Raw genomic sequence first — 19,473 nt, forward strand, 5'->3', positions numbered from 1 at the left:
GGGTTGGTTTTATAATTGTTTCCAGATTCTGGCATAGGTACTGAGTAGTTTTTCATTCAGTCGTGCTAATTCTGTTAGACCCAGCCCCTGGAGTTTTTCATTGTTCTTCTGATTAAAGGTATAAAAAGAATGGCTTAGTTCATCCAATTCCCTTAGCATCAGTCGGTCTTTGTCGGTCAGGTCACGCTTTCGCGAAAGCAATTCCTTTTTCAAACACTGCAACCTATATTTTTCAGTGACTAGCATTTTTTGATACAGCCTTTCCTGTCTAAAAAAGATACCGCCAAGTACAAGGGCGGTAAGCCCCACCAGGATTACCCCTAACCAATCCTGGGTTGCCGCACGCGCCGATATCTGAATAAGTGAAAGCATGGAGGCCATAAGTAAATGAGATCATCTAGATATTTAAATGGTCAATATCAAAAAAGCCATGTACTTATTTGTTGAAATAATGATGACATTAATGCACCCTAATTATTATAGACCTCCAAGGATCTTTTTCTAGTAAAGGTTTCATCACAAACATGTAATTGAACCTTATCCTTTTTAAAGATCTCCATGGAAGACATGATAGAGATGGCATTCAAGGCATAATCCATAGATGTGTCAACATGATATTGATCCATCGTCACCATATTGATGTGTACAATACTGTCTTTTACCACCTGGAAGCTCACTTCTCCCTCTTTACCATAACCTAAAGTATCCAGCATCTCAGAAAGTGATTTGGCTTGCTCTTTTAAGGCATCAGGTTGGTAGTACACTTCTACACCACCAGTTTGCTCCTTAGGTCCATACCCAGTCAAATCACAGGAAATTAATATACAGGTCATGGCCAAAAGCATGAATAACTTTTTCATTATTGATTATTTTAAATTACAGAGACAAAATTGCTGATCTATTCCATTAAAGACAATAGGGCAATTGACGGATTAAGTCATACAGCAACACTTGAATGGATTCAATCAATGAGTAATCCTCAACTCCACGTCAACCACATAACAGAAAAATCATCAATATTTTTTTTAAATCAGTTTCACGGAAACAAGTAATTTGTATATTGTAAATCCTACATCAAAAAGCTATTTGCCATTTGTATAAGAAGAACAAAGGCAAGGTTGTTAAAATTGAAATCAAAAAAATATGTTTGGAATTTTCAGAAGCAAGAGAAAAGACAAAATCAATAGATACATCAAAGAAGGAGCGATATTATTAGATGTGAGATCTACCACTGAATTTGAGGGAAATCACATTGAGAATTCGCTTAACATTCCCGTGCAGTCGCTGGATAAGCACCTGGATCAGTTGGACAAAGACCAACCTATTGTCACCTATTGTGCCCGTGGTGGTCGCAGTACGTTGGCCGCTGCAAAACTCAGAAAGTTGGGCTATCGAGTTGTAGATGGCGGTGGAATTCGCAATATGAGGCGCCAGCTGAAGGCCATTCTGCGACAATGATATATATCTCCTACTTTTAGACATGAAATTAGAATACCACAACATTAAGGACAACGGTAGATTCATTGTTACCAGCTTTCAATGCGGTCCCGCCCTGCAACTGCTTCAGGAGAAGGATCTCTACAAAATTGTGTGGTGTAGAAGTGTCGCCACCACCTTGATCGTGGACGGTTATGAAGTGAAATTAGATAAAGACCAGGTGTTGTTTTGCACTCCGGTCAATGTGGTTGATATTCCTAAAGATAATATTGGTCTGATGGCCTTTGTATTTAACCGGGAGTTTTATTGCATCCAACATAACGATTCTGAGGTTTCCTGTATGGGATTATTGTTTTATGGATCCTCCAGCGCGCCCATCGCCTACTTAAATGAACAACATGTGCAAAGTTTTGAAGCAATGTTGACGTTGTTCCAACAGGAATTTCAAACCAAGGACCATATCCAGGGAGAAATGCTGCGCAGTTTGCTCAAAAGAATGTTGATCATGTCCACCCGATTGATCAAAAAAGATCAATATCACGATAACATGAGTATCAAACAAGTGGACCTGATACGACGGTATCATATTCTGGTAGAACAACATTTTAAGGAAAAGCACCAAGTCACGGATTATGCCGAGATGCTCTTCAAATCTCCTAAAACGCTGGCCAATTTTTTTAAAAAACACGAGGTTTCCTCCCCATTGAAAATCATCAATGAACGTATTGTCGCCGAGGCTAAAAGGCTTTTGAGATATTCTGATAAAAGTGCTGAAGAAATATCCTATGAACTAGGTTATAACGAGCCCAGCCATTTTTCCAAGTTTTTTAAGAAACAAACGGGTATAAGCCCACTTTCCTATAGGAAGCAGATTTAATTCGGAAATTCCCTTAGACTAAAGCCTACTGGTGCCAGTAACTTCTCAGAATCATACATGTTGATATACAACATCACAGTATCCTGGGCCCCTTTGTAATACACCGCATATCGGTCCAGCACTGCACTACCAAAAGCCGAATTCTTTGAGGGCTGCGGACAACAACTGCCATAACGCTGATAATCAATTTCCTCACCATTGGGTCCAGCTAGGGCATTCAGGAACCTGCGCTCATTCAGCGGACCTTCACCTTCACTTGAGCCACCAACTTTGATCGCATTTTCTGGGCTATAGCCATAGGTGGAATCCGTAGACACAGCATCGACTAAAAAAGCATAGGAATTGATCAAGATCTGCGGTTGTCTGCCACCTGTATCATTAGAAGGATTTGTTTTTACTTCCATCGCTGGACTGTTTGAAGCCTGAACCTTATTCTTCTGGGAACCACAGGCTGTAATCAATGCAGCAACAAGAATCAACAACATTGTATTTTTCATAAGTCGGAAAATTAGCTTATCAAATATAATCTAATCTCCTTTTTCTGCTAGGGGGTCTACTATCAACACTACCCATCCAAACAATTTCAACATCAACCAAAATTAACCTACAAAAAACAGAACCCGCAGCCTTAAGCTATACGGGTTCTTCTTCAACTAAATATAAAAACTATACTACTGTTTTTTCAAGGACTGGAACTTCTGGGAAGTCAATAGGTACCTGCGTCAGGTTGTGTATATAGTTGGAAATGGTTTTGTCACCCACTTGTACAATCAGATCAACCAAATTTTCTTGTGTATAACCAGCTTGTAAAAAGGAAGTAATCAAGACCTGATCTGCTCTACCTCTATTCTCAGTTATATTTTTAGCCAAAGCCACTAAATGATCCAGGCGCTGGTCAAAATCGACTTCGCCAGCACGTATTTGAAGGATCTGTGGATCTGTAAATCCGTTTCCTTTTGCGATCGCCGTATGTGCGGCTAGACAGTAGGCACATTGATTCACCTCGCTTACCACAAGGTTGACCACCTCCTTCTCCTTATTACTTAAAGAGGATTTGGCACTTGAAAAGCTCAAATATCGCTCCAATGCGTTGTCGGATAGTGCGTAAGTTGCATATAGATTGGGAACAAACCCCAACTGCTTTTCCAGGTGATCAAATATTCCCTGATTTTTAGTATTTACTTCTGATCGAGTAGGTACGCTGAATGTTGTCATAATAGGTGATTTCTAATTGATAATTATTAATTACTTGTTTATTGTACCTACAAAGTTGCAGCAAAGTAGAAATTACTCAACACCACATCCTTCCTGATCGATGTTATATTTTTCCCTAACCCAACTCCATCATATATGTATTGGTCACTGAACGCGTAGAGTATTATCTTTAAAGCCAATATTCATTCCATGAGCAACATTTATTCTTACTTGACGGTTTTGGTTTTCTTCGCTTTCGCGAAAGCGACCACCGCACAAACCACTGCCAACAACGCATCAAATCGCATCAACACCAGCCAGCTTGCTATACCAGCAGCACCAGAAGAAGAGAAGTTTTATGCATCTCAGGAATTCAGGCTTTTGGGACCTTTCAGGGGTGGAAGAAGTGCTGCAGTAACCGGAGTACCTGGAAAACCCAACCTTTTTTATTTTGGAAGCACAGGTGGAGGTGTTTGGAAAACTGAAGATGGTGGTCGCAGCTGGAGGAATATTTCTGATGGTTATTTTGGCGGCTCAATCGGGGCAGTAAGTGTAGCTCCCAGTGATCATAACGTAATATACGTAGGTGGTGGTGAAAAAACACTCAGAGGAAATGTATCCAGCGGCTACGGGATGTGGAAGAGTGTAGATGCAGGAAAAAGCTGGACTCCTTCTGGACTGCCCACCAGCCGTCATATCCCGCGAATTGCTATTGACCCCAACCATCATGATGTGGTCTATGCGGCCGTTCTGGGTAATATCTATCAACCTACCGATGAACGCGGCGTATATAAATCTGTAGACGGTGGAAAAACTTGGACCAAGAAGCTTTTTGTCAATGACATGGCTGGAGCGGTTGATCTGATCATAGACCCCAGCAATCCCAGAAACTTATATGCCACAACCTGGAGAGTCCAGCGCACCCCTTATAGCTTGTCCAGCGGCGGTGAGGGAAGCGCGTTGTGGAAAAGTACAGACTATGGAGAAACATGGAAAGAAATATCCACCAATGAAGGCTTTGCCGAAGGCACGTTGGGAATCATGGGAATCACCGTTTCACCCCTGGATGGCGACAGACTTTATGCAATTGTAGAAAACAAAGACCAAGGTGGGGTTTACCGCAGCAATGACGGTGGACTCAGTTGGACCAGGACAAACGATGATCGCAGCCTAAGGCAACGCGCCTGGTACTACACCCGGATTTATGCCGACACTGAGGATATTGACAAATTGTATGTGGTCAACGTGTCCTACCATAAAAGTACCGATGGCGGAAATAGTTTTTCCAGTGCAAGGGCGCCACATGGGGATCACCATGACCTCTGGATTGCACCAGAAGACCCGAACCGAATGATTATTGGCGACGATGGTGGCGCACAAATCACCTACGATGGCGGAACCACCTGGAGCACCTATCACAATCAGCCCACCGCACAATACTATCGCGTAACTACAGATGATTCATTTCCTTACCGCATTTATGTTGCACAACAAGACAATGGAACTATCAGGATCCCACACCGCACCAGCGGCTATAGCATCACCGAATCTGACTGGGAAGGGACGGCTGGCGGAGAAAGCGCCCATATTGCGGTAGACCCTACGAATAATGATATAGTTTTTGGTGGTAGCTACGGCGGTTTCCTGACCAGATATAATCACAAAACTGGATCTGTAAGGGCAGTAAACGTTTGGCCAGATAACCCTATGGGACATGGCGCAGAAGGAATGAAATACAGATTCCAGTGGAACTTCCCCATCTTTTTTTCCAAACACAGCCCTGAAAAATTATATGCATTTTCCAACAATGTACATGTGACCACCAATGGAGGTCAAAGCTGGGAGACCATTTCCCCAGATCTGACCCGCAACGACCCGACAAAATTAGTTTCCAGTGGAGGTCCGATCACCCAAGACAATACTGGGGTAGAATATTATTGCACCATCTTTGCCGCAGCGGAGTCCCCAATAAAGGCTGGCGAACTTTGGGTAGGTAGCGACGACGGTCTGATCCATCTTTCCAGAGATGGCGGAAAAAAGTGGGAAAATATCACGCCAAAAAAACTACCCGAATGGGCCCAAATCAATAGCATTGAGCCCAGTAGATATGATCCTGCTACTTGTTATGTAGCCGCTACCCGTTATAAGTTGGGTGATTTTACACCCTATCTATACAAAACCAGCGATTACGGTAAAACCTGGAAAAAAATTACCAGTGGTATTGCACCTGAACACTTTACCAGAGTGGTACGTGAGGATGATGAAGTCAAAGGCATGCTTTATGCTGGAACCGAAACCGGCTTGTATATTTCTACCGATGACGGCCAGTCCTGGCAGTCTTTTCAAATGAACTTGCCCGTTGTTCCCGTGACTGATCTGGCAGTCAAGGAAAGTAATCTGATAGTGGCCACCCAAGGTAGGAGTCTGTGGATCCATGACGATTTAGGTTTGGTAAGACAGTCTTTTGATGACAACAAAGCCACTACCAAAGATGATATATATCTTTTTGCTCCTAAAACTGCCTATCGAATGGAAGGTGGATCGCGAGCAGGCTCACTTACCAGTGGAACCAACCACCCTTCTGGTGTTCTGGTAAATTTTTACTTGCCAAAAAATGTATCTAAGGACAGTGTTTCTCTTTCTTTTTACGACAGCAAAAAAGAGCTGATCAAGACCTTTTCTACCTATGATAAAGAAAACAAACTCAACGTGCAGCAGGGTGCCAATCAATTCCAATGGGATACCCACTATGATGGTGCAGAAAAACTACCTGGGATGATTCTTTGGTGGGCAAACTTATCTGGCCCCAAAGCTGTCCCAGGCGATTACACAGTCGAATTAAAAGTCCAAGATCGCAGTCTAAGTAAGGATTTTGAAATTATATCAAGTCCAGAAAGTGAAGCCAGCATTGCCGACATGCAGGCGCAATTTGAATTTGTTAATGAGGTAAATGCAACGGTGAATCAGGCGCATCAGTCCATCAAAAATATTCGGTCTTTTACCCAAAAGCTCAATGATTTTGAACGTATTTATGGAGATCGGGAAGAAGAAGGTATCAAAGAAATGCTGGAATTGTCAAAAGCCATGAAGAATAAATTCTCTGAGGTGGAAAAAGCATTGTATCAAACCCAAAATCGCAGCGGGCAGGACCCGTTAAATTTCCCCATCAGACTGACTAATAAATTGGCCCACCTTAATAGCCTGGCCCAGATTGGAGACTTTGCACCTACCCAGCAAAGTATCGAAGTGAAGAATGAACTCACCCAAGAGATCATGAAGGAGCTCAACGCCTTTGATCAAGTGTTGAATTCGGATATACGGGAATTCAATAAACAGTTCAACGCGCTGGAGTTGGAATATTTGGTCATAGAAAAAGATAAAAAATGATGCTAGCTCCAACGGCACCTGGGAAGGCTTTTATGAATACGGACTGGGATATGAGCTGCCTTATTTTGGTGAACGGGTAAAGATGAAGCTGCAATTGACCTCTAGTCAAGGAAATTTGCTTGGGGAGACGACAGAGGAAGCTTCAGTAGATGCAGTTCCTTATGCGGCAAGTATAAAAGGTTTTGTAGAAGAATAGTTGATCTCTTTTATCAAGGCCTATCCCGTTTACCCTTATATCAACGAAGATCAGGAAGTCATAACTAAAAAAGGTGAATTAAGCATCTTCCATACAGGAATTTTGGATATGGGAGGGATGTGTATGTACGGACATTGGAGTGTCGATATGGACGAAGAAAATCCACCCGAAGGAATCTGGTGGCTCAAGAAGATCAGCTGAGCGTGGAATTAATCAAAAAAGCCATCGGATTCCGCCATATAAATTGATGGGCGCTGCCGGCTCAAAGTACCTACCTCCAAAGGCGTTAATACGTATATTATCATTATAAGACTGATCCAGCAGATTGTTGATTCCCAAAAATGGAGAAATCACCTGTTGTTTCCAGTGTAGATCGTAACTGGTATTTACATGCAGGAGAAAAACTTCAGGTTCAGTAACTGTGTTTTCATTGTCTGCATAGAGTGAGCCTCTATAATTAGCTGTTATTTGAAATTGAAAATCCCGACGCCTGTGATCAAGTGTCAGGGCAGCATTATGCTTGGGAATTCCTGGTAGCGTCTTTCCATCCAGGTTACCAACTGGCGTCTGAAATTTTCTATAGGAAAAATCAGAAAAGGTATAGGCACCTAACAGTTGAAAACTTTTGGACAGCTGTCGTTGATAACTAATTTCTATACCCAATCTTTCGGTGGAACCAGCGTTCCGGTAAAAAGTACGATCTGGAAAATCCTGTAGTTCAAAAGGCACCAAATCATCGTTGGTCCAGGTATAAAAACCCGTTACTTGAATCCGATCAAAAGACCGGTCAATTTTATAGGCCAACTCGATATTTTGTGCTCTTTGAGGCCTTAAATCTGGGTTAAATCCGCCGTCATTGTTGGGATTAGCACTCAATTCGCTCAAGGCAGGTGTTTCAAAACTGGTGCTGTAACTCAGGTGAAATGCCTTTTCCTGGTTGATCGAATAATTGGCTCCCAGGCTGGTACTCCAGGCATTGAGATTGGTTTGCGCGGTGGCATTCCCATCTGTCAACAAGCGATCTGCTACGGCTAGCCGATTCACATCATAGCGCAAACCAGCCACTAGATTCCACCGACCACTGGACCATTTGTCCAGCAGATACGTACCCAAAGCACTAAATCGCTCATGCTGATTCAGTCGTAACTCCCCTTGATCGCCCTCTAGATTATCAAAACGTTTCCGCAAGTCATTCTGATGACCAAAAGTGATACCTCCCTGGACTTGATTCTCAAAAGCTTCTTTTTTCCATTGGTGCTTGATAGAAGAACCTACCCCAAAATAGTTGCGATTCACCCCTACCTGTCCTCCATTCTCAAAGGGAAGTCGAGCTGCAAAATCTCTGTAACTATAAAAAGCATAGGAAGACCATTCAAAATTTGACCATCGATATTCCTGTGATGCGCCTACCTTAACTTGAGATACGTTTTCTCCCGCCTCAAAAATGAGGTTTCTATCCCTGGCCTGTCGCCTTTGCGCTTCTACTTCGGTTGCGGTGAGTGATCCCGCATCCTGGGCCAGCGGACTATGTGCATAATTGACCAAGAAGGTATACGTCGCTTGGTCACTTGGTCTATGATGCCATTTGGTATTGAAATTATAGGTTTCAAATCCGCTGTGGTCACGGTAGCCATCAGATTTTGTGTGGCTACCTTGAATCACCAAATCCTGCTGTTCACCCGCCCAGCCGACCACCACTTGCTCCTGTCGCAAACCATAAGCCCCAAGCATCACTGAGGGTTTGACAAAACTACTATCGATATCCTGCAAGGTGGTAATGGAAATGGCACCACCGGAAGCATTGCCATAAAGCACAGAAGAGGAACCTCGTATGACTTCGATCTGATCGATGATCGCTAGATTGAGATTATCTAATTGACCTTGTCCATCGGGTGTAGTTTCTGGAATTCCATCGACGATAAGTTGGATTCCTCTGATCCCAAAAGCACTGCGACTCCCGAAGCCTCTGATAGAAATTCGAAGATCCTGCGCATAATTTTGGCTATTGAGATTAAATACGCCCGGGACACTATTCAAATACTCATCCAGGTGTAATTGTTGTTTGTTGTTTCCGCTTTCGCGAAAGCGCAATTTTGAAACACTAAAAGGAAGTTGCTGAACCTGTGACGGCAAGCGGTAGGACTTGATCAAGGTAGAGTCTAGGGTCTGTACAACCAGTGAATCCTGCTGGGAAAACACCGGTGCACCAACAAAAAATAAAAGCCAGAGCAACCTCTGCATATAGCAAATGATTTAAGACCAAAGGTAACAAGTGCGATGTAGGCCTGGTAGACGAAACCAAAAATTATCAAGATTTTAGGGAATTGATCAACCGATTCCAGCACTTTTGAGAGGTGGAATGCTAGTATTTTCAGCATGGTATTTTCGTTTGATGATGCATTTGCAGGAATGGTTATCTTGCTGGGAAAGGCCCTCTATATAATTCGGTAGGCAGCATAAAAATTGTCTCTTAAAGGTGTTTCGAAGAAGTAAAGTCGAACAGTTCTCACTAATATGCTGTAGTTTAAATGATTAAAGACGACCCCATACCCAAATATATTTTACTTCCAAAGCTGCCCCAATTCATCCGTTCCCTTTATATTTGTGCCATAGAATCGGCCGCGTGGCGCAACTGAATAGCGCATCAGATTTCGGCTCTGAGGGTTGGGGGTTTGAATCCCTCCGCGGTCACAATCACTCACAACTGCATTGTGGATGAAAACATAAGATCCCCATCAAGCTCGCTTGAATGGGGTTTGTTGTTTTTAGACACCTGGACGGAAAGGACAGGCAGTTGTATTTGCATCATGTAGCGTCCAGGGATCTGAAATCCCTCCGCGGTCACGAATGAATAGTTCAATAAGAAGAAACGCCAAGTTCGCTTGAGCGTTTTTTTGTTTGAAGTATTCTCAAAGCGGAGCTTTGTGGGATCTGTAATCCCTCCGCGGTCACAATCACTCACAACTGCATTGTGGATGAAAACATAAGAACCCCATCAAGCTCGCTTGAATGGGGTTTGTTATTTTTAGACACCTGGACGGAAAGGACAGGCAGTTGTATTTGCATCATGTAGCGCCCAGGTATCTGAAATTCACCGGGGTCAGCAATGTGCACACAGGGTGAAAGAAGGGATCTAATTTTACCCAAGTATTTTACTTATAAATTCTGTCTTTTCGAAAGATAAAGTGTTACTAAAGTTGAAGGATTTGTTCAAATTAGTATCTTTATATCATTGAGTAAACTATTCTCCATATCATTTTCCATTATCATCCTGATGCAAAGCTTTGGGTTGAACTTTGGTGATTTGTCACAGATAGATAAATTTATTGAGCACGCGCAATTTCATAGTGAGCAATATGGTGATAACGTATTTGTTTTTATTTCTAAACATTATGGAAAATTAAAGAAAGAGCACAATAAAGAGCATCAAGAGGAAAAAGAAGATCACGAACAGTTGCCTTTCCAGCATCATTCTTCTATTTCTAGTGTGATTGCATTTTTTGTTAATAGTTCAAATGAAGAGTTTAAAAAAGCTGAGGTTTCTGAACTCAGGGCACATAACTTCTTCTATCAAGAAACTATTTCTTCAATACATCTTAAAGGATTATTCCAGCCACCTAGGCAGTCATAATTTATTCGTTTAAAATTTTCGGTCCTCTGTACTCTTTTGTAGCTAATCATGGTTATTTAACCAAATTGAAGTAAAAGAAGGACGTTCTTACGTAGGAAATACCTACTTAATTTCTTTAGATAATCTTATCACAACAGACAAAGTATTAACCAGTGGCGCATTTAACATAGTAGCAAATGAATAACAAAGAGAAACATTATATCAATCGGAGTGGCTGGTTGCGTGCGGGAGTTTTAGGAGCAAATGATGGTATTCTATCTACCGCGAGTATTATAATAGGTGTAGCTGCAGCGAGCAGTACACGCGAACCAATTATTATTGCTGGCGTCGCAGGATTAGTTGCAGGAGCACTTTCTATGGCAGCAGGAGAATATGTTTCAGTGAGTTCTCAAACAGATATTGAAAAATCAGATTTGGAACGAGAAAAAAAAGAGCTCATCGAGACGCCCGAAAAAGAACTCATTGAGCTAGCAAAAATTTATGAAGAAAGAGGTTTAATTCCTGAAACTGCTTTAGAAGTAGCCACCCAGTTAACAGCTTATAATGCTCTAGAAGCACACGCCAGAGATGAGCTTGGAATTATGGAGCTAACCGAAGCAAAGCCTTTATTAGCAGCCTTATCCTCAGGAATAGCGTTTACCGTTGGAGGATTTTTACCATTGGTGGTTGCTTATATCGCACCTTTAAATAGTATGGAATACGTGCAGTATTTGGCCGCAATTATTTTTCTGATTGCTTTAGGTATTATTTCTGCAAAAACAGGTGGCTCTAAAATTTTGAAACCTATTCTACGAATCACTTTTTGGGGAACACTGGCAATGGGTATAACTGCACTGATTGGGTATTTGTTTAATGTAAATATGATTTAGTTATGATAGAAAGAGTCGAAAAATACTGTTCTATGTTATTATCTGATGCTGAGATAAAAAAGCTGCCTTTTCATAATCTTGAACATACAAAAGAAGTAGTGCAACATGTGAAATACTTATGTGAGGCAATGGATATCAATTCCGTGGATACAGAATTGTTAATCATTGCAGCTTGGTTTCACGATACTGGTTTTTCAAAAACTTATAAAGGTCACGAAGCCGAGAGTAAATTGATTGCTACAACATTCTTAAAAGAGCAAAATGCGAATAAAAGTTTCATTGATGAAGTTTGTAATTGTATAGATGCTACTAGAATGCCACAAAGTCCTACAGATAGATTGTCCGAAATTCTCTGTGATGCAGATATATACCATATTAGTACACCTCATTTCTTTTATAGAAAATTATTGCTTCGTCGAGAATGGGAAGTATTTTGTGATATCAAAACAACAAATAAAGAATGGCATTTGTTGAATCAGAAATTCTTACAAGAACATCACTTTAGAAGTGAATATGGAGAGCAAACTTTAGAAATTGGCAAGCAAGAGAATATTCATAAAGTTGAAAATATTTTAACCTATTTTAATGAATAAGAATTTTCCATACTCAAAATACAGTTTTGATAATCAAGATTTATTATCTGGGTTAACAGCATCTGAATACAATATATTAACCAATAATAAAGAAATACGTCATTTTAAGGCAGGCACACAAATATTTAAAGAAGGTACAGAGCCTAAAGGTCTTTACAGAGTGCTTTCTGGAAAAGTAAAGAAATATACAGCGACCAGTTTTGGCACGGAACATATTTTTTATATCTGTGGAGAAAACGAATATCTAGGGTACCACGCTATTTTAAGTAAAGAAGAGTATCCAGACTCAGCAATTGCATTGTTCGATTGTGAAGTAGAATTTATCCCTAAAAATGATTTTTTAAACGTAGTAAGTACATCTCACGTGTTATCACAAAGCTTGCTTAAAAATTTAAGTCACGAATTTGGAGTTTTTTTAAACGCAACTAAAATATTAGCGCGTTTTTCAGTTCGAGAGCGTACAGCGATAAATCTATTGATTTTACAAAGAAAATTCAGCGTTAAAGAGGGCCTTTCAGAAATTGAAATGAACAGAGATGACCTTGCCAATATGGTGGGTACTGCTAAAGAGTCCTTGGTACGAATGTTGAAAGATTTTAAAGAAGAAAAGCTTATTTCAACTAAGGGTAGAATCATTGTTATTGAAGACCTTGAAGGGCTTGTAAAAGCAAGTAATTATAAATAAAATTGATAAATGTCAATATAAGAAAAATAGCTTTTACCGTTAGACTAAATATCTTTATAGAATATTAATTGTTATGAAAAAAAACATCTTTACATTACTTGTGCTTCTATTAACTATTAGCGGAGTAACTGCCCAAGAATGGCATACAGATTTCGCAAATGCAAAGAAAGCAGCAGCAGCAGAAAATAAACCTATAATACTTGTTTTTCAAGGATCAGATTGGTGTGCGCCTTGCATAAAATTAGATCGTGAAATTTGGAGTACAGAAGCTTTTAAAAAGTATGCAACAAAAAACTATATAATGCTTCAGGCAGACTTCCCACGTAAAAAGAAAAATGCGTTAAGTGAAGCTCAAACTGCCGCAAATGCAAAACTGGCTGAGACATACAACAAAAATGGGATCTTCCCTTTTGTCGTTGTACTGGATTCAAAAGGAAAAGTGCTGGGAGAAACGAGTTATAAAAAGACCACACCAGAAGATTACATTAAAGAACTAAATACTTTTACCCAGTAAATTGAAAAATATAACCACATTATTACTAGTATTCTTTTCTGTTGCCTGTATAGCGCAAAAGCCATACAAACGCACGCTCAAACTAATGGGCAGTCGTTTTGATATTACGGTTGTTGCAGAGAACGAAAGTATAGGGAACAAATATATCGATACCGCTGTAGCGGAAATAACAAGAATAGAAAAATTGATTTCTTCTTGGGATCCAAATTCTCAAACATCAGAAATTAATCGACATGCTGGTATCAAGGCTATTAAAGTGAATTCAGAATTATTTCAGCTTATTGAAAGAGCAATAGGTATTTCTAAATTAACAGATGGCGCTTTTGATATTAGCTATGCATCTATGGATCGTATTTGGAAATTTGATGGGAGTATGACCGAAATGCCTTCTGAAGAAAAAATCAAAACTTCGGTATCAAAAGTCGGTTTTCAAAATATTATTCTTGATAAAGCAAAAAGCACGGTCTTTTTGAAGTCGGAAGGAATGAAAATAGGTTTCGGAGCCATCGGTAAAGGCTATGCGGCAGATAAAGCCAAAGATTTACTAATTTCTAAAGGAGTGCCTTCAGGGATTATAAATGCCTCTGGCGATATGAATACTTGGGGAAAACAACCCAATGGAAAGGAATGGAAAGTAGCCATTACAAACCCGTTGGATAAAAACAAGATGTTTGCCTTGCTACCTATAATAAACGGAGCAGTGGTAACCTCTGGGAATTATGAAAAGTATGTCAATTTCAATGGTAAACGATATACACATATTATCGACCCCAGAACAGGATATCCATCTAGCGGAATTATCAGCGTAACGGTTTTTGCTCCCAAGGCAGAACTCGCAGATGCACTTGCCACTTCGGTATTCGTTATGGGAAAAGAAGCAGGTTTAGACAGAATTAATCAATTACCAAAAATAGAATGTATCATCATCGATGATAAAGGAAATATCACAAGATCAAAGAACATAGAAATAGATAAACTATGATGAAGAAGATTATCATGCTCACTATGATTACTTGCTTTTTTAGCAGTTGCGTAGTAGTTAAGGAATATGAGAAGGTTAATATAAATGACCCAGATATGGCGCTCGCAGATAAGAAATGTGACCGTAATGTAACAACTGTACATTCATATAGAGAAGCTGCTGTAGGAGCAAACGGTGGAAAAACTGGAGGAGGCTGCGGCTGTAATTAAAGCAAACAATAATTGAAAAAGATAATTCTATTTCTATGTGTGTTCGCTTTCGCGAAAGCATACTCACAATCAAGCCCAGACTCAACCAAAGTCTATAAAAAAAGAGTTCTAGAAACGACCGAGGTAGATTTTTTGTCAAGCTATTACAGTCAAGATGGAGATAATGCTGCAGTAAGTGGTGGTATCGGTACAGAAGAATTAACTGATGTAACAGGCACTTTTGTAATCTCTATCCCTTTAAATGATGATGATGTATTAACCATTGATGCAGGTGTATCGGCTTACACCTCTGCTTCATCAAGTAATGTAGGTCCTTTTGATGACGGTCCAGCAGATCCTTTTCAGGCCTCTTCTGGAGCATCTGCGAGTGATTTATGGGCAAACGTCACAGGAAGCTATAGTCATAGTTCTGATGATAGAAATGATATTTGGTCTGCCAAAATATCTGTTTCCACTGAGTACGACTACTTTTCTCTCGGTGTGGGTGGTACTTATACGAAACTCTTTAACAAAAAAAATACAGAACTAAGTGTCAGTGGGAACGTTTATTTAGATACTTGGAACGCAATTTACCCAACCGAATTAAGACCATTTGGAGAAGGTGGCAACGGGCTGAATAATCGTCTTTTTACCGAAAACACCATTACAGGCAACACTAATTATGCTCCGATATTTTCAAAGTTTTCTGATGAAGGACGAAATTCTTATTCCTTAGGTTTTGGCTTTTCGCAGATACTTCATAAAAACGTCCAAGGGTCGTTGGCCTTAGATTTTGTGCAACAACAAGGTTTACTATCTACACCTTTTCAACGTGTTTATTTTGGCGATCTGGCTGATTCATTTATCGATAACTTTCAACTTGCAGATGCGATTGAGCGTTTACCAGATTCCAGATTTAAAGTGGCTGTTGGTGGTCGTTTAAATTGGTTTCTGAATGAAATGTTTACCGCAAGGACATTCTATCGTTATTACTTTGATGATTGGGGAATCAATTCGCATACAGTCAGTATTGAAGTTCCTGTGAAAATTACAGATAAATTTACTTTATATCCATCATATAGATTCTATTACCAGACCGCAGCAGATTATTTTAAACCGTATGAAGGTGCTTTATCTACAGATGAGTATTACACTTCAGATTATGACTTATCTAAGTATAGTGCAAATCAATTTGGTTTTGGATTATCTTACACCGACATTTTCGCGAGAGCGCATATCTGGAAATTGGGCTTAAAAAGTATAGACCTTAAATTCTATCAGTACGATAGGGATACCACATTTAGCTCAAACATTATAACCACTGGATTTAAGTTTGTATTGGATCAATAAAAAATTCTTTTATTAAAACTATTTAATCCTGACTCAATGTTTAGGACAAGAATCATATTGTTTTATATAAAAAAAAGATTTTATTGTAGCTTTCGTCCTTTTTTGAGCGGAATAATTACTGCTCAACAAGGTATTATAGATCCTGAAACCTGGGAATCTAGTATTACTAATATGTTAGAATCCGAATACGACGTGATACTCACAGGATCAACTGGTGAAGATTGGCACGTATTTCTCAGTTTACAAGTGAAAATGGCGCATTAAGCTTTGAGTAATTGAAGGGCAACTATGAGCTACTAGGCACAGCAACTGAGAGTGAAACTTTAAAAGGGTTGAATGACGTTCTTGAGGCAGAAAAAAACTGATTATCTGAGCAAAGTTGATTTTACCCAGCGTGTTAAAGTTTTAAATAGTGGATTAAATACTTAAAAGTTGATAATAAATGGAGAAATGTTAGAAGAAATATCTAGTTATATTACTGAAGTTTTTTAAAAAATTTATAAAGGAAAAAATAACACCTATAGCATTAACATCAATGATGAGTCAAAAACGTTTTCGGAGGTTGAGATTGAAATTTGGAATGGTAATAATTTAGTTTATTCAAACTCAATAATTGTTTTGTTAAACGGAAGAGAACAAGAACCAAAGAAGAATTATTAAAACATTTTTTGTACGACTTTTTTGAAAATACTAGTATTGTAAGTTAACAAAGCAACTTATGATGGTACTTTGAAATAGTATATTGGTTTAGAAAATCTGGACAGTTAAAACTAAATTTTAAATTATTGTCCTTATCAAATAAACAAAACAAACCTTCAGCAGCTCCTCTAAGTCTAAAATCGCCCTTGAGTCTATAAAAGGCATAAAGACGATTTAGGTGATAGCCTCTATAGTGATCTAGTTGATCTGAACAGTAATAAAATGAGTAAGATGTATTCTTTCTCACCCTACAGAATTACGTGGTATACATAACTCAATATCCATTCAACCCCATGCCAACTCAATTTTGTCAAGATCATGTTAAGGGTTTGATGGACTGATGTCGATTTATTAATTTTATAAAAATTGAATGATTTATTATCAATTACATAATTAAATTGATCGATTATGAAGAAAACAATAATTACAGCCGTTATCGCATTGACCAGCATGGCATTACCTGCCCAGGTGAATGCCAGTGAAATAAAAAAGGGAGATACGTTGGAAATTTCTAATCCTTCGGGCAGCAGTTACCAGCACATTCATTTTCCCAAAGACAACCTCATCATCAAACGTGGGGGAATAAATAATGATGCCTCGGTCATCGGAAAAAAAGTAGTGGTGACTGAAATTATTACCGAAGAAACTGGTACCAAAGTTCGCATATCTCCAACAGATAACAGCCGCTTTTACAATGCGCTCAGATCCGTGACAGTAGATATAGAAGCTGCATTAAAAGAAGGCGAAATCAAATAAATCGCATAGGATTATACTGATCAAAATCCTTCCCTATTCCGACGGGGAAGGATTTTTTATGACCCGTCTGATCTACTTTATTATTTCCTTGACAGGTAGGTTCAATTGAAGGTGATATCTTACACAAAACCAAAGAACAGATGAAACCACAAGGAAAGGATGTCAAGGAAACTGCCCTACTTAAATTTCAAAAAGATTTTGACCAACTCGATGATCTGCGCGGAGAAATATCTAGCTGCTTGATTACAGGCAGTGATCTATGGCTCAGTTATGACGAGGGAGCTGGTATAGAACGCCTGAGCAGAAGTAAAAACAAGGATAAATACAAATACAAATCCCATAAGCATTATGACCTCAAGGATTTTTTTGACCTGACCGATGACAGCGAGATGGACATGGAAGCCCTGGCCTATGCCCCACCCTATTTGTGGTTTTCTGGCAGTATGAGCCTCAAAAGAGACCAGCCGGATCCAGAGGATAGTACTGAGGACCAACTCAAGGCTCTCACCAAAATTAAGGTGGATGCCAATCGATTTTCTTTGGGCTGTATTCCCTGTCTGGAGGAAGATGGACATTTCAATTTGTACCAAGAAGCTTCTTTTTTGGATCATACCGTTACTGCCAAGATGATGCGTGGAGGCGCTACCAGTTCAGAATTGCACAACGCCCTTATGGCCGATGAACACTTGGCCGATTTCATGGACATACCCAGCAAGGACAACGGATTTGATATTGAAGGAATGGCCGTGGAAGATCAAAGAATCTTCTTGGGGCTGCGAGGTCCCGTCCTCAACGGCTATGCGCTCATTTTGGAAATAATTTGTGAACCATTGAATGGAGAGCTCATCATGCAGCGAAGAGACGGAGAAGCAAAACTTTACCGCAAACACTTTATAGACCTCTCTGGAATGGGAATACGCGAACTCAACATTGATGAGAAAGGGGATCTGTATATTCTGGCAGGTCCGACCATGGATTTGGATGGCACCATATCTGTATACAAAATTGGCGGCGGACTCCCAGATCAAGAACATAGCGTTACCCATGATCCTGAACGTATGTTTGATGTGGCTAGAGGCGCAGAAATTAAACATGGTTACGATAAGGCAGAGGGTATGGCCTTTATCGACGATGAGCACGTATTGATCACTTATGACAATCCCATTGAAGAGCGTCTGAAATCAAAGCATAAAGTTAAAATGGATGTCTACGAAATGTCACCTAAAGAAAACCAATCCTAAATAATAGAAAAACTAAACTTTGGGTGAGTTCGTTGAATTATTCGGCATCCTCAATGGTTAATTCATCGTTTTCCCAGATACCACTGGTGACCACACTGCCATCTGAAGCATAAAATACCCCACGCCCGTTGCGTTTATCATTTTCCCAGGAGCCAACATATTTCTCACCGTTGGTCCAATAATAGGTACCTTGACCGCTGCGCTTGTCATTTACGTATTGCCCTTCATAATGTTGGCCATCGATCCAGTAAAAAGTTCCCTGACCATGGCGCATATTGTCTTTCCATTCACCTTCATAGCGGCTACCTGAATCAAGAATGGCGATACCTAATCCGTTGGCTTTTTTGTTTTTGACCTCGCCTACATAATGCAAACGGTTGCCTTTGGTGCTTTTAAAAGTGATATACTCTCCAAAAGCTTTTTCCATCATTTGCTTCTTGATGCTTTGTAATTGCATCTGGGCTTTTTCTAAAGCAAAACTCAAGGAATCATAAGCCTGTATTTCTGGTGTTTCAATCATACGATCCACCGGTACTCGCAAGGTGTCTCTGGGAGTAGAGGCGGTATCCAGGATATAAAGCCGGCGTTCCATCACGCTGAATTTCTGGGCCAGTTGACGTCTTAATTCCAAATCCATCGCCAGGTCTGAAGGCAAACTGTCGTATGTGGAAAGTACCTGTTCAAATTCACCTATTTCCAAAAGCGAATCTAATGTGCTGGTATAGCGATCACGGTCATAAGTGTTGGATTGCTCCGACAAGGATTGTCTTAATTGGACCGTCTCTTCTTCCAAGCTAAAATATTGATAAGCAAAGTAAGATCCGAGCAGGATGACCAGGGCCAAAATTATATAATAAAGACTTCGTTTCATGAT

21 protein-coding genes and 1 tRNA gene are annotated in these 19,473 nt (G+C 39.9%); 16 read left to right on the forward strand and 6 right to left on the reverse strand.

Annotated elements, in window-relative coordinates:
- Positions 1-9: 9 nt before the first annotated feature.
- Positions 10-372, reverse strand: a complete 363-nt coding sequence (locus tag EGM47_RS07725; RefSeq protein WP_124980195.1) for a hypothetical protein — start codon at positions 370-372, stop codon at positions 10-12.
- A 98-nt stretch (positions 373-470) separates the two neighbouring features.
- Complete coding sequence (locus tag EGM47_RS07730; RefSeq protein WP_124980196.1) at positions 471-860, reverse strand: hypothetical protein; 390 nt, start codon at positions 858-860, stop codon at positions 471-473.
- Positions 861-1,143: 283 nt separating this feature from the next.
- Here EGM47_RS07730 and EGM47_RS07735 point away from each other — a divergent pair, with 283 nt between their 5' ends.
- Positions 1,144-1,458, forward strand: coding sequence for a rhodanese-like domain-containing protein (locus EGM47_RS07735; protein ID WP_124980197.1), 315 nt, complete (start codon positions 1,144-1,146; stop codon positions 1,456-1,458).
- Positions 1,459-1,480: 22 nt separating this feature from the next.
- A complete protein-coding gene (locus EGM47_RS07740; protein WP_124980198.1) occupies positions 1,481-2,314 on the forward strand; it encodes a helix-turn-helix domain-containing protein in 834 nt (277 codons plus the stop codon).
- Here the strand turns inward: EGM47_RS07740 and EGM47_RS07745 are convergent.
- Positions 2,311-2,811 carry a 2-dehydro-3-deoxyphosphooctonate aldolase gene (locus EGM47_RS07745; RefSeq protein WP_124980199.1) on the reverse strand — a complete coding sequence of 167 codons (501 nt, stop codon included), beginning with the start codon at positions 2,809-2,811 and terminating at the stop codon, positions 2,311-2,313. The two genes, EGM47_RS07740 and EGM47_RS07745, sit on opposite strands and share 4 nt — an antisense overlap.
- Before the next feature lie 169 nt (positions 2,812-2,980).
- A complete protein-coding gene (locus EGM47_RS07750; RefSeq protein ID WP_124980200.1) occupies positions 2,981-3,529 on the reverse strand; it encodes a carboxymuconolactone decarboxylase family protein in 549 nt (182 codons plus the stop codon).
- Positions 3,530-3,718: 189 nt separating this feature from the next.
- Between EGM47_RS07750 and EGM47_RS07755 the strand changes: the two genes are divergently transcribed.
- Positions 3,719-6,895: a VPS10 domain-containing protein gene (locus EGM47_RS07755; protein WP_124980201.1), complete on the forward strand. Its 3,177-nt coding sequence runs from the start codon at positions 3,719-3,721 to the stop codon at positions 6,893-6,895.
- A gap of 196 nt (positions 6,896-7,091) precedes the next feature.
- Positions 7,092-7,292 (forward strand): hypothetical protein, encoded by a 201-nt coding sequence (locus EGM47_RS07760; RefSeq protein WP_124980202.1) that lies wholly within the window; start codon positions 7,092-7,094, stop codon positions 7,290-7,292.
- A 12-nt stretch (positions 7,293-7,304) separates the two neighbouring features.
- On the opposite strand, the gene EGM47_RS07765 is transcribed toward EGM47_RS07760, so the two are convergent.
- Complete coding sequence (locus tag EGM47_RS07765; RefSeq protein ID WP_124980203.1) at positions 7,305-9,332, reverse strand: TonB-dependent receptor family protein; 2,028 nt, start codon at positions 9,330-9,332, stop codon at positions 7,305-7,307.
- Between the two features lie 376 nt (positions 9,333-9,708).
- Here EGM47_RS07765 and EGM47_RS07770 point away from each other — a divergent pair.
- The 12 genes from EGM47_RS07770 (at position 9,709) to EGM47_RS07825 (ending at position 18,599) form a co-directional block, all read left to right on the forward strand.
- Positions 9,709-9,782 (forward strand) — tRNA-Arg (locus EGM47_RS07770).
- 541 nt (positions 9,783-10,323) lie between these two features.
- Complete coding sequence (locus EGM47_RS07775) at positions 10,324-10,722, forward strand: hypothetical protein (protein ID WP_124980204.1); 399 nt, start codon at positions 10,324-10,326, stop codon at positions 10,720-10,722.
- A 176-nt stretch (positions 10,723-10,898) separates the two neighbouring features.
- Entirely contained in the window at positions 10,899-11,591 is a 693-nt protein-coding gene (locus EGM47_RS07780; RefSeq protein WP_124980205.1) for a VIT1/CCC1 transporter family protein, read from the forward strand.
- Positions 11,592-11,623: 32 nt separating this feature from the next.
- Complete coding sequence (locus tag EGM47_RS07785; RefSeq protein ID WP_164510841.1) at positions 11,624-12,184, forward strand: HD domain-containing protein; 561 nt, start codon at positions 11,624-11,626, stop codon at positions 12,182-12,184.
- A complete protein-coding gene (locus EGM47_RS07790) occupies positions 12,177-12,869 on the forward strand; it encodes a Crp/Fnr family transcriptional regulator (protein ID WP_124980207.1) in 693 nt (230 codons plus the stop codon). The genes EGM47_RS07785 and EGM47_RS07790 overlap by 8 nt, the downstream gene beginning before the upstream one ends.
- 73 nt (positions 12,870-12,942) lie before the next feature.
- On the forward strand, positions 12,943-13,383 hold the full coding sequence (locus tag EGM47_RS07795; RefSeq protein WP_124980208.1) for a thioredoxin family protein: 441 nt from the start codon (positions 12,943-12,945) through the stop codon (positions 13,381-13,383).
- Between the two features lies 1 nt (position 13,384).
- Positions 13,385-14,365, forward strand: coding sequence for an FAD:protein FMN transferase (locus tag EGM47_RS07800; protein WP_124980209.1), 981 nt, complete (start codon positions 13,385-13,387; stop codon positions 14,363-14,365).
- Positions 14,362-14,574 (forward strand): DUF4266 domain-containing protein, encoded by a 213-nt coding sequence (locus EGM47_RS07805; protein ID WP_124980210.1) that lies wholly within the window; start codon positions 14,362-14,364, stop codon positions 14,572-14,574. The genes EGM47_RS07800 and EGM47_RS07805 overlap by 4 nt, the downstream gene beginning before the upstream one ends.
- A gap of 12 nt (positions 14,575-14,586) precedes the next feature.
- The gene (locus tag EGM47_RS07810) at positions 14,587-15,903 is read left to right on the forward strand and encodes a DUF3570 domain-containing protein (protein ID WP_394341788.1); all 1,317 of its coding nucleotides are present in this window, start codon (positions 14,587-14,589) and stop codon (positions 15,901-15,903) included.
- 36 nt (positions 15,904-15,939) lie between these two features.
- A complete protein-coding gene (locus tag EGM47_RS07815) occupies positions 15,940-16,167 on the forward strand; it encodes a hypothetical protein (protein ID WP_124980211.1) in 228 nt (75 codons plus the stop codon).
- A gap of 843 nt (positions 16,168-17,010) precedes the next feature.
- On the forward strand, positions 17,011-17,358 hold the full coding sequence (locus tag EGM47_RS07820) for a KH domain-containing protein (RefSeq protein WP_124980212.1): 348 nt from the start codon (positions 17,011-17,013) through the stop codon (positions 17,356-17,358).
- 140 nt (positions 17,359-17,498) lie between these two features.
- On the forward strand, positions 17,499-18,599 hold the full coding sequence (locus EGM47_RS07825; protein ID WP_124980213.1) for a DUF3616 domain-containing protein: 1,101 nt from the start codon (positions 17,499-17,501) through the stop codon (positions 18,597-18,599).
- A gap of 37 nt (positions 18,600-18,636) precedes the next feature.
- Here EGM47_RS07825 and EGM47_RS07830 read toward each other — a convergent pair whose 3' ends face one another.
- Entirely contained in the window at positions 18,637-19,470 is an 834-nt protein-coding gene (locus EGM47_RS07830) for an MORN repeat-containing protein (RefSeq protein ID WP_124980214.1), read from the reverse strand.
- Positions 19,471-19,473 lie beyond the last annotated feature (3 nt).

Origin of the sequence: Nonlabens xiamenensis, from assembly GCF_003865345.1 — a bacterium.
In the GTDB taxonomy this organism is placed as follows: Bacteria; Bacteroidota; Bacteroidia; order Flavobacteriales; family Flavobacteriaceae; genus Nonlabens; species Nonlabens xiamenensis.

Excerpts from the sequence above, each read along its gene's own strand:
- EGM47_RS07725 (WP_124980195.1), bottom strand. The coding sequence starts at position 372 with ATGCTTTCACTTATTCAGATATCGGCGCGTGCGGCAACCCAGGATTGG.
- EGM47_RS07730 (WP_124980196.1), bottom strand. The coding sequence starts at position 860 with ATGAAAAAGTTATTCATGCTTTTGGCCATGACCTGTATATTAATTTCC.
- EGM47_RS07735 (WP_124980197.1), top strand. The coding sequence starts at position 1,144 with ATGTTTGGAATTTTCAGAAGCAAGAGAAAAGACAAAATCAATAGATAC.
- EGM47_RS07740 (WP_124980198.1), top strand. The coding sequence starts at position 1,481 with ATGAAATTAGAATACCACAACATTAAGGACAACGGTAGATTCATTGTT.
- EGM47_RS07745 (WP_124980199.1), bottom strand. The coding sequence starts at position 2,811 with ATGAAAAATACAATGTTGTTGATTCTTGTTGCTGCATTGATTACAGCC.
- EGM47_RS07750 (WP_124980200.1), bottom strand. The coding sequence starts at position 3,529 with ATGACAACATTCAGCGTACCTACTCGATCAGAAGTAAATACTAAAAAT.
- EGM47_RS07755 (WP_124980201.1), top strand. The coding sequence starts at position 3,719 with ATGAGCAACATTTATTCTTACTTGACGGTTTTGGTTTTCTTCGCTTTC.
- EGM47_RS07765 (WP_124980203.1), bottom strand. The coding sequence starts at position 9,332 with ATGCAGAGGTTGCTCTGGCTTTTATTTTTTGTTGGTGCACCGGTGTTT.
- EGM47_RS07780 (WP_124980205.1), top strand. The coding sequence starts at position 10,899 with ATGAATAACAAAGAGAAACATTATATCAATCGGAGTGGCTGGTTGCGT.
- EGM47_RS07785 (WP_164510841.1), top strand. The coding sequence starts at position 11,624 with ATGTTATTATCTGATGCTGAGATAAAAAAGCTGCCTTTTCATAATCTT.
- EGM47_RS07790 (WP_124980207.1), top strand. The coding sequence starts at position 12,177 with ATGAATAAGAATTTTCCATACTCAAAATACAGTTTTGATAATCAAGAT.
- EGM47_RS07795 (WP_124980208.1), top strand. The coding sequence starts at position 12,943 with ATGAAAAAAAACATCTTTACATTACTTGTGCTTCTATTAACTATTAGC.
- EGM47_RS07805 (WP_124980210.1), top strand. The coding sequence starts at position 14,362 with ATGATGAAGAAGATTATCATGCTCACTATGATTACTTGCTTTTTTAGC.
- EGM47_RS07815 (WP_124980211.1), top strand. The coding sequence starts at position 15,940 with ATGTTTAGGACAAGAATCATATTGTTTTATATAAAAAAAAGATTTTAT.
- EGM47_RS07820 (WP_124980212.1), top strand. The coding sequence starts at position 17,011 with ATGAAGAAAACAATAATTACAGCCGTTATCGCATTGACCAGCATGGCA.
- EGM47_RS07825 (WP_124980213.1), top strand. The coding sequence starts at position 17,499 with ATGAAACCACAAGGAAAGGATGTCAAGGAAACTGCCCTACTTAAATTT.
- EGM47_RS07830 (WP_124980214.1), bottom strand. The coding sequence starts at position 19,470 with ATGAAACGAAGTCTTTATTATATAATTTTGGCCCTGGTCATCCTGCTC.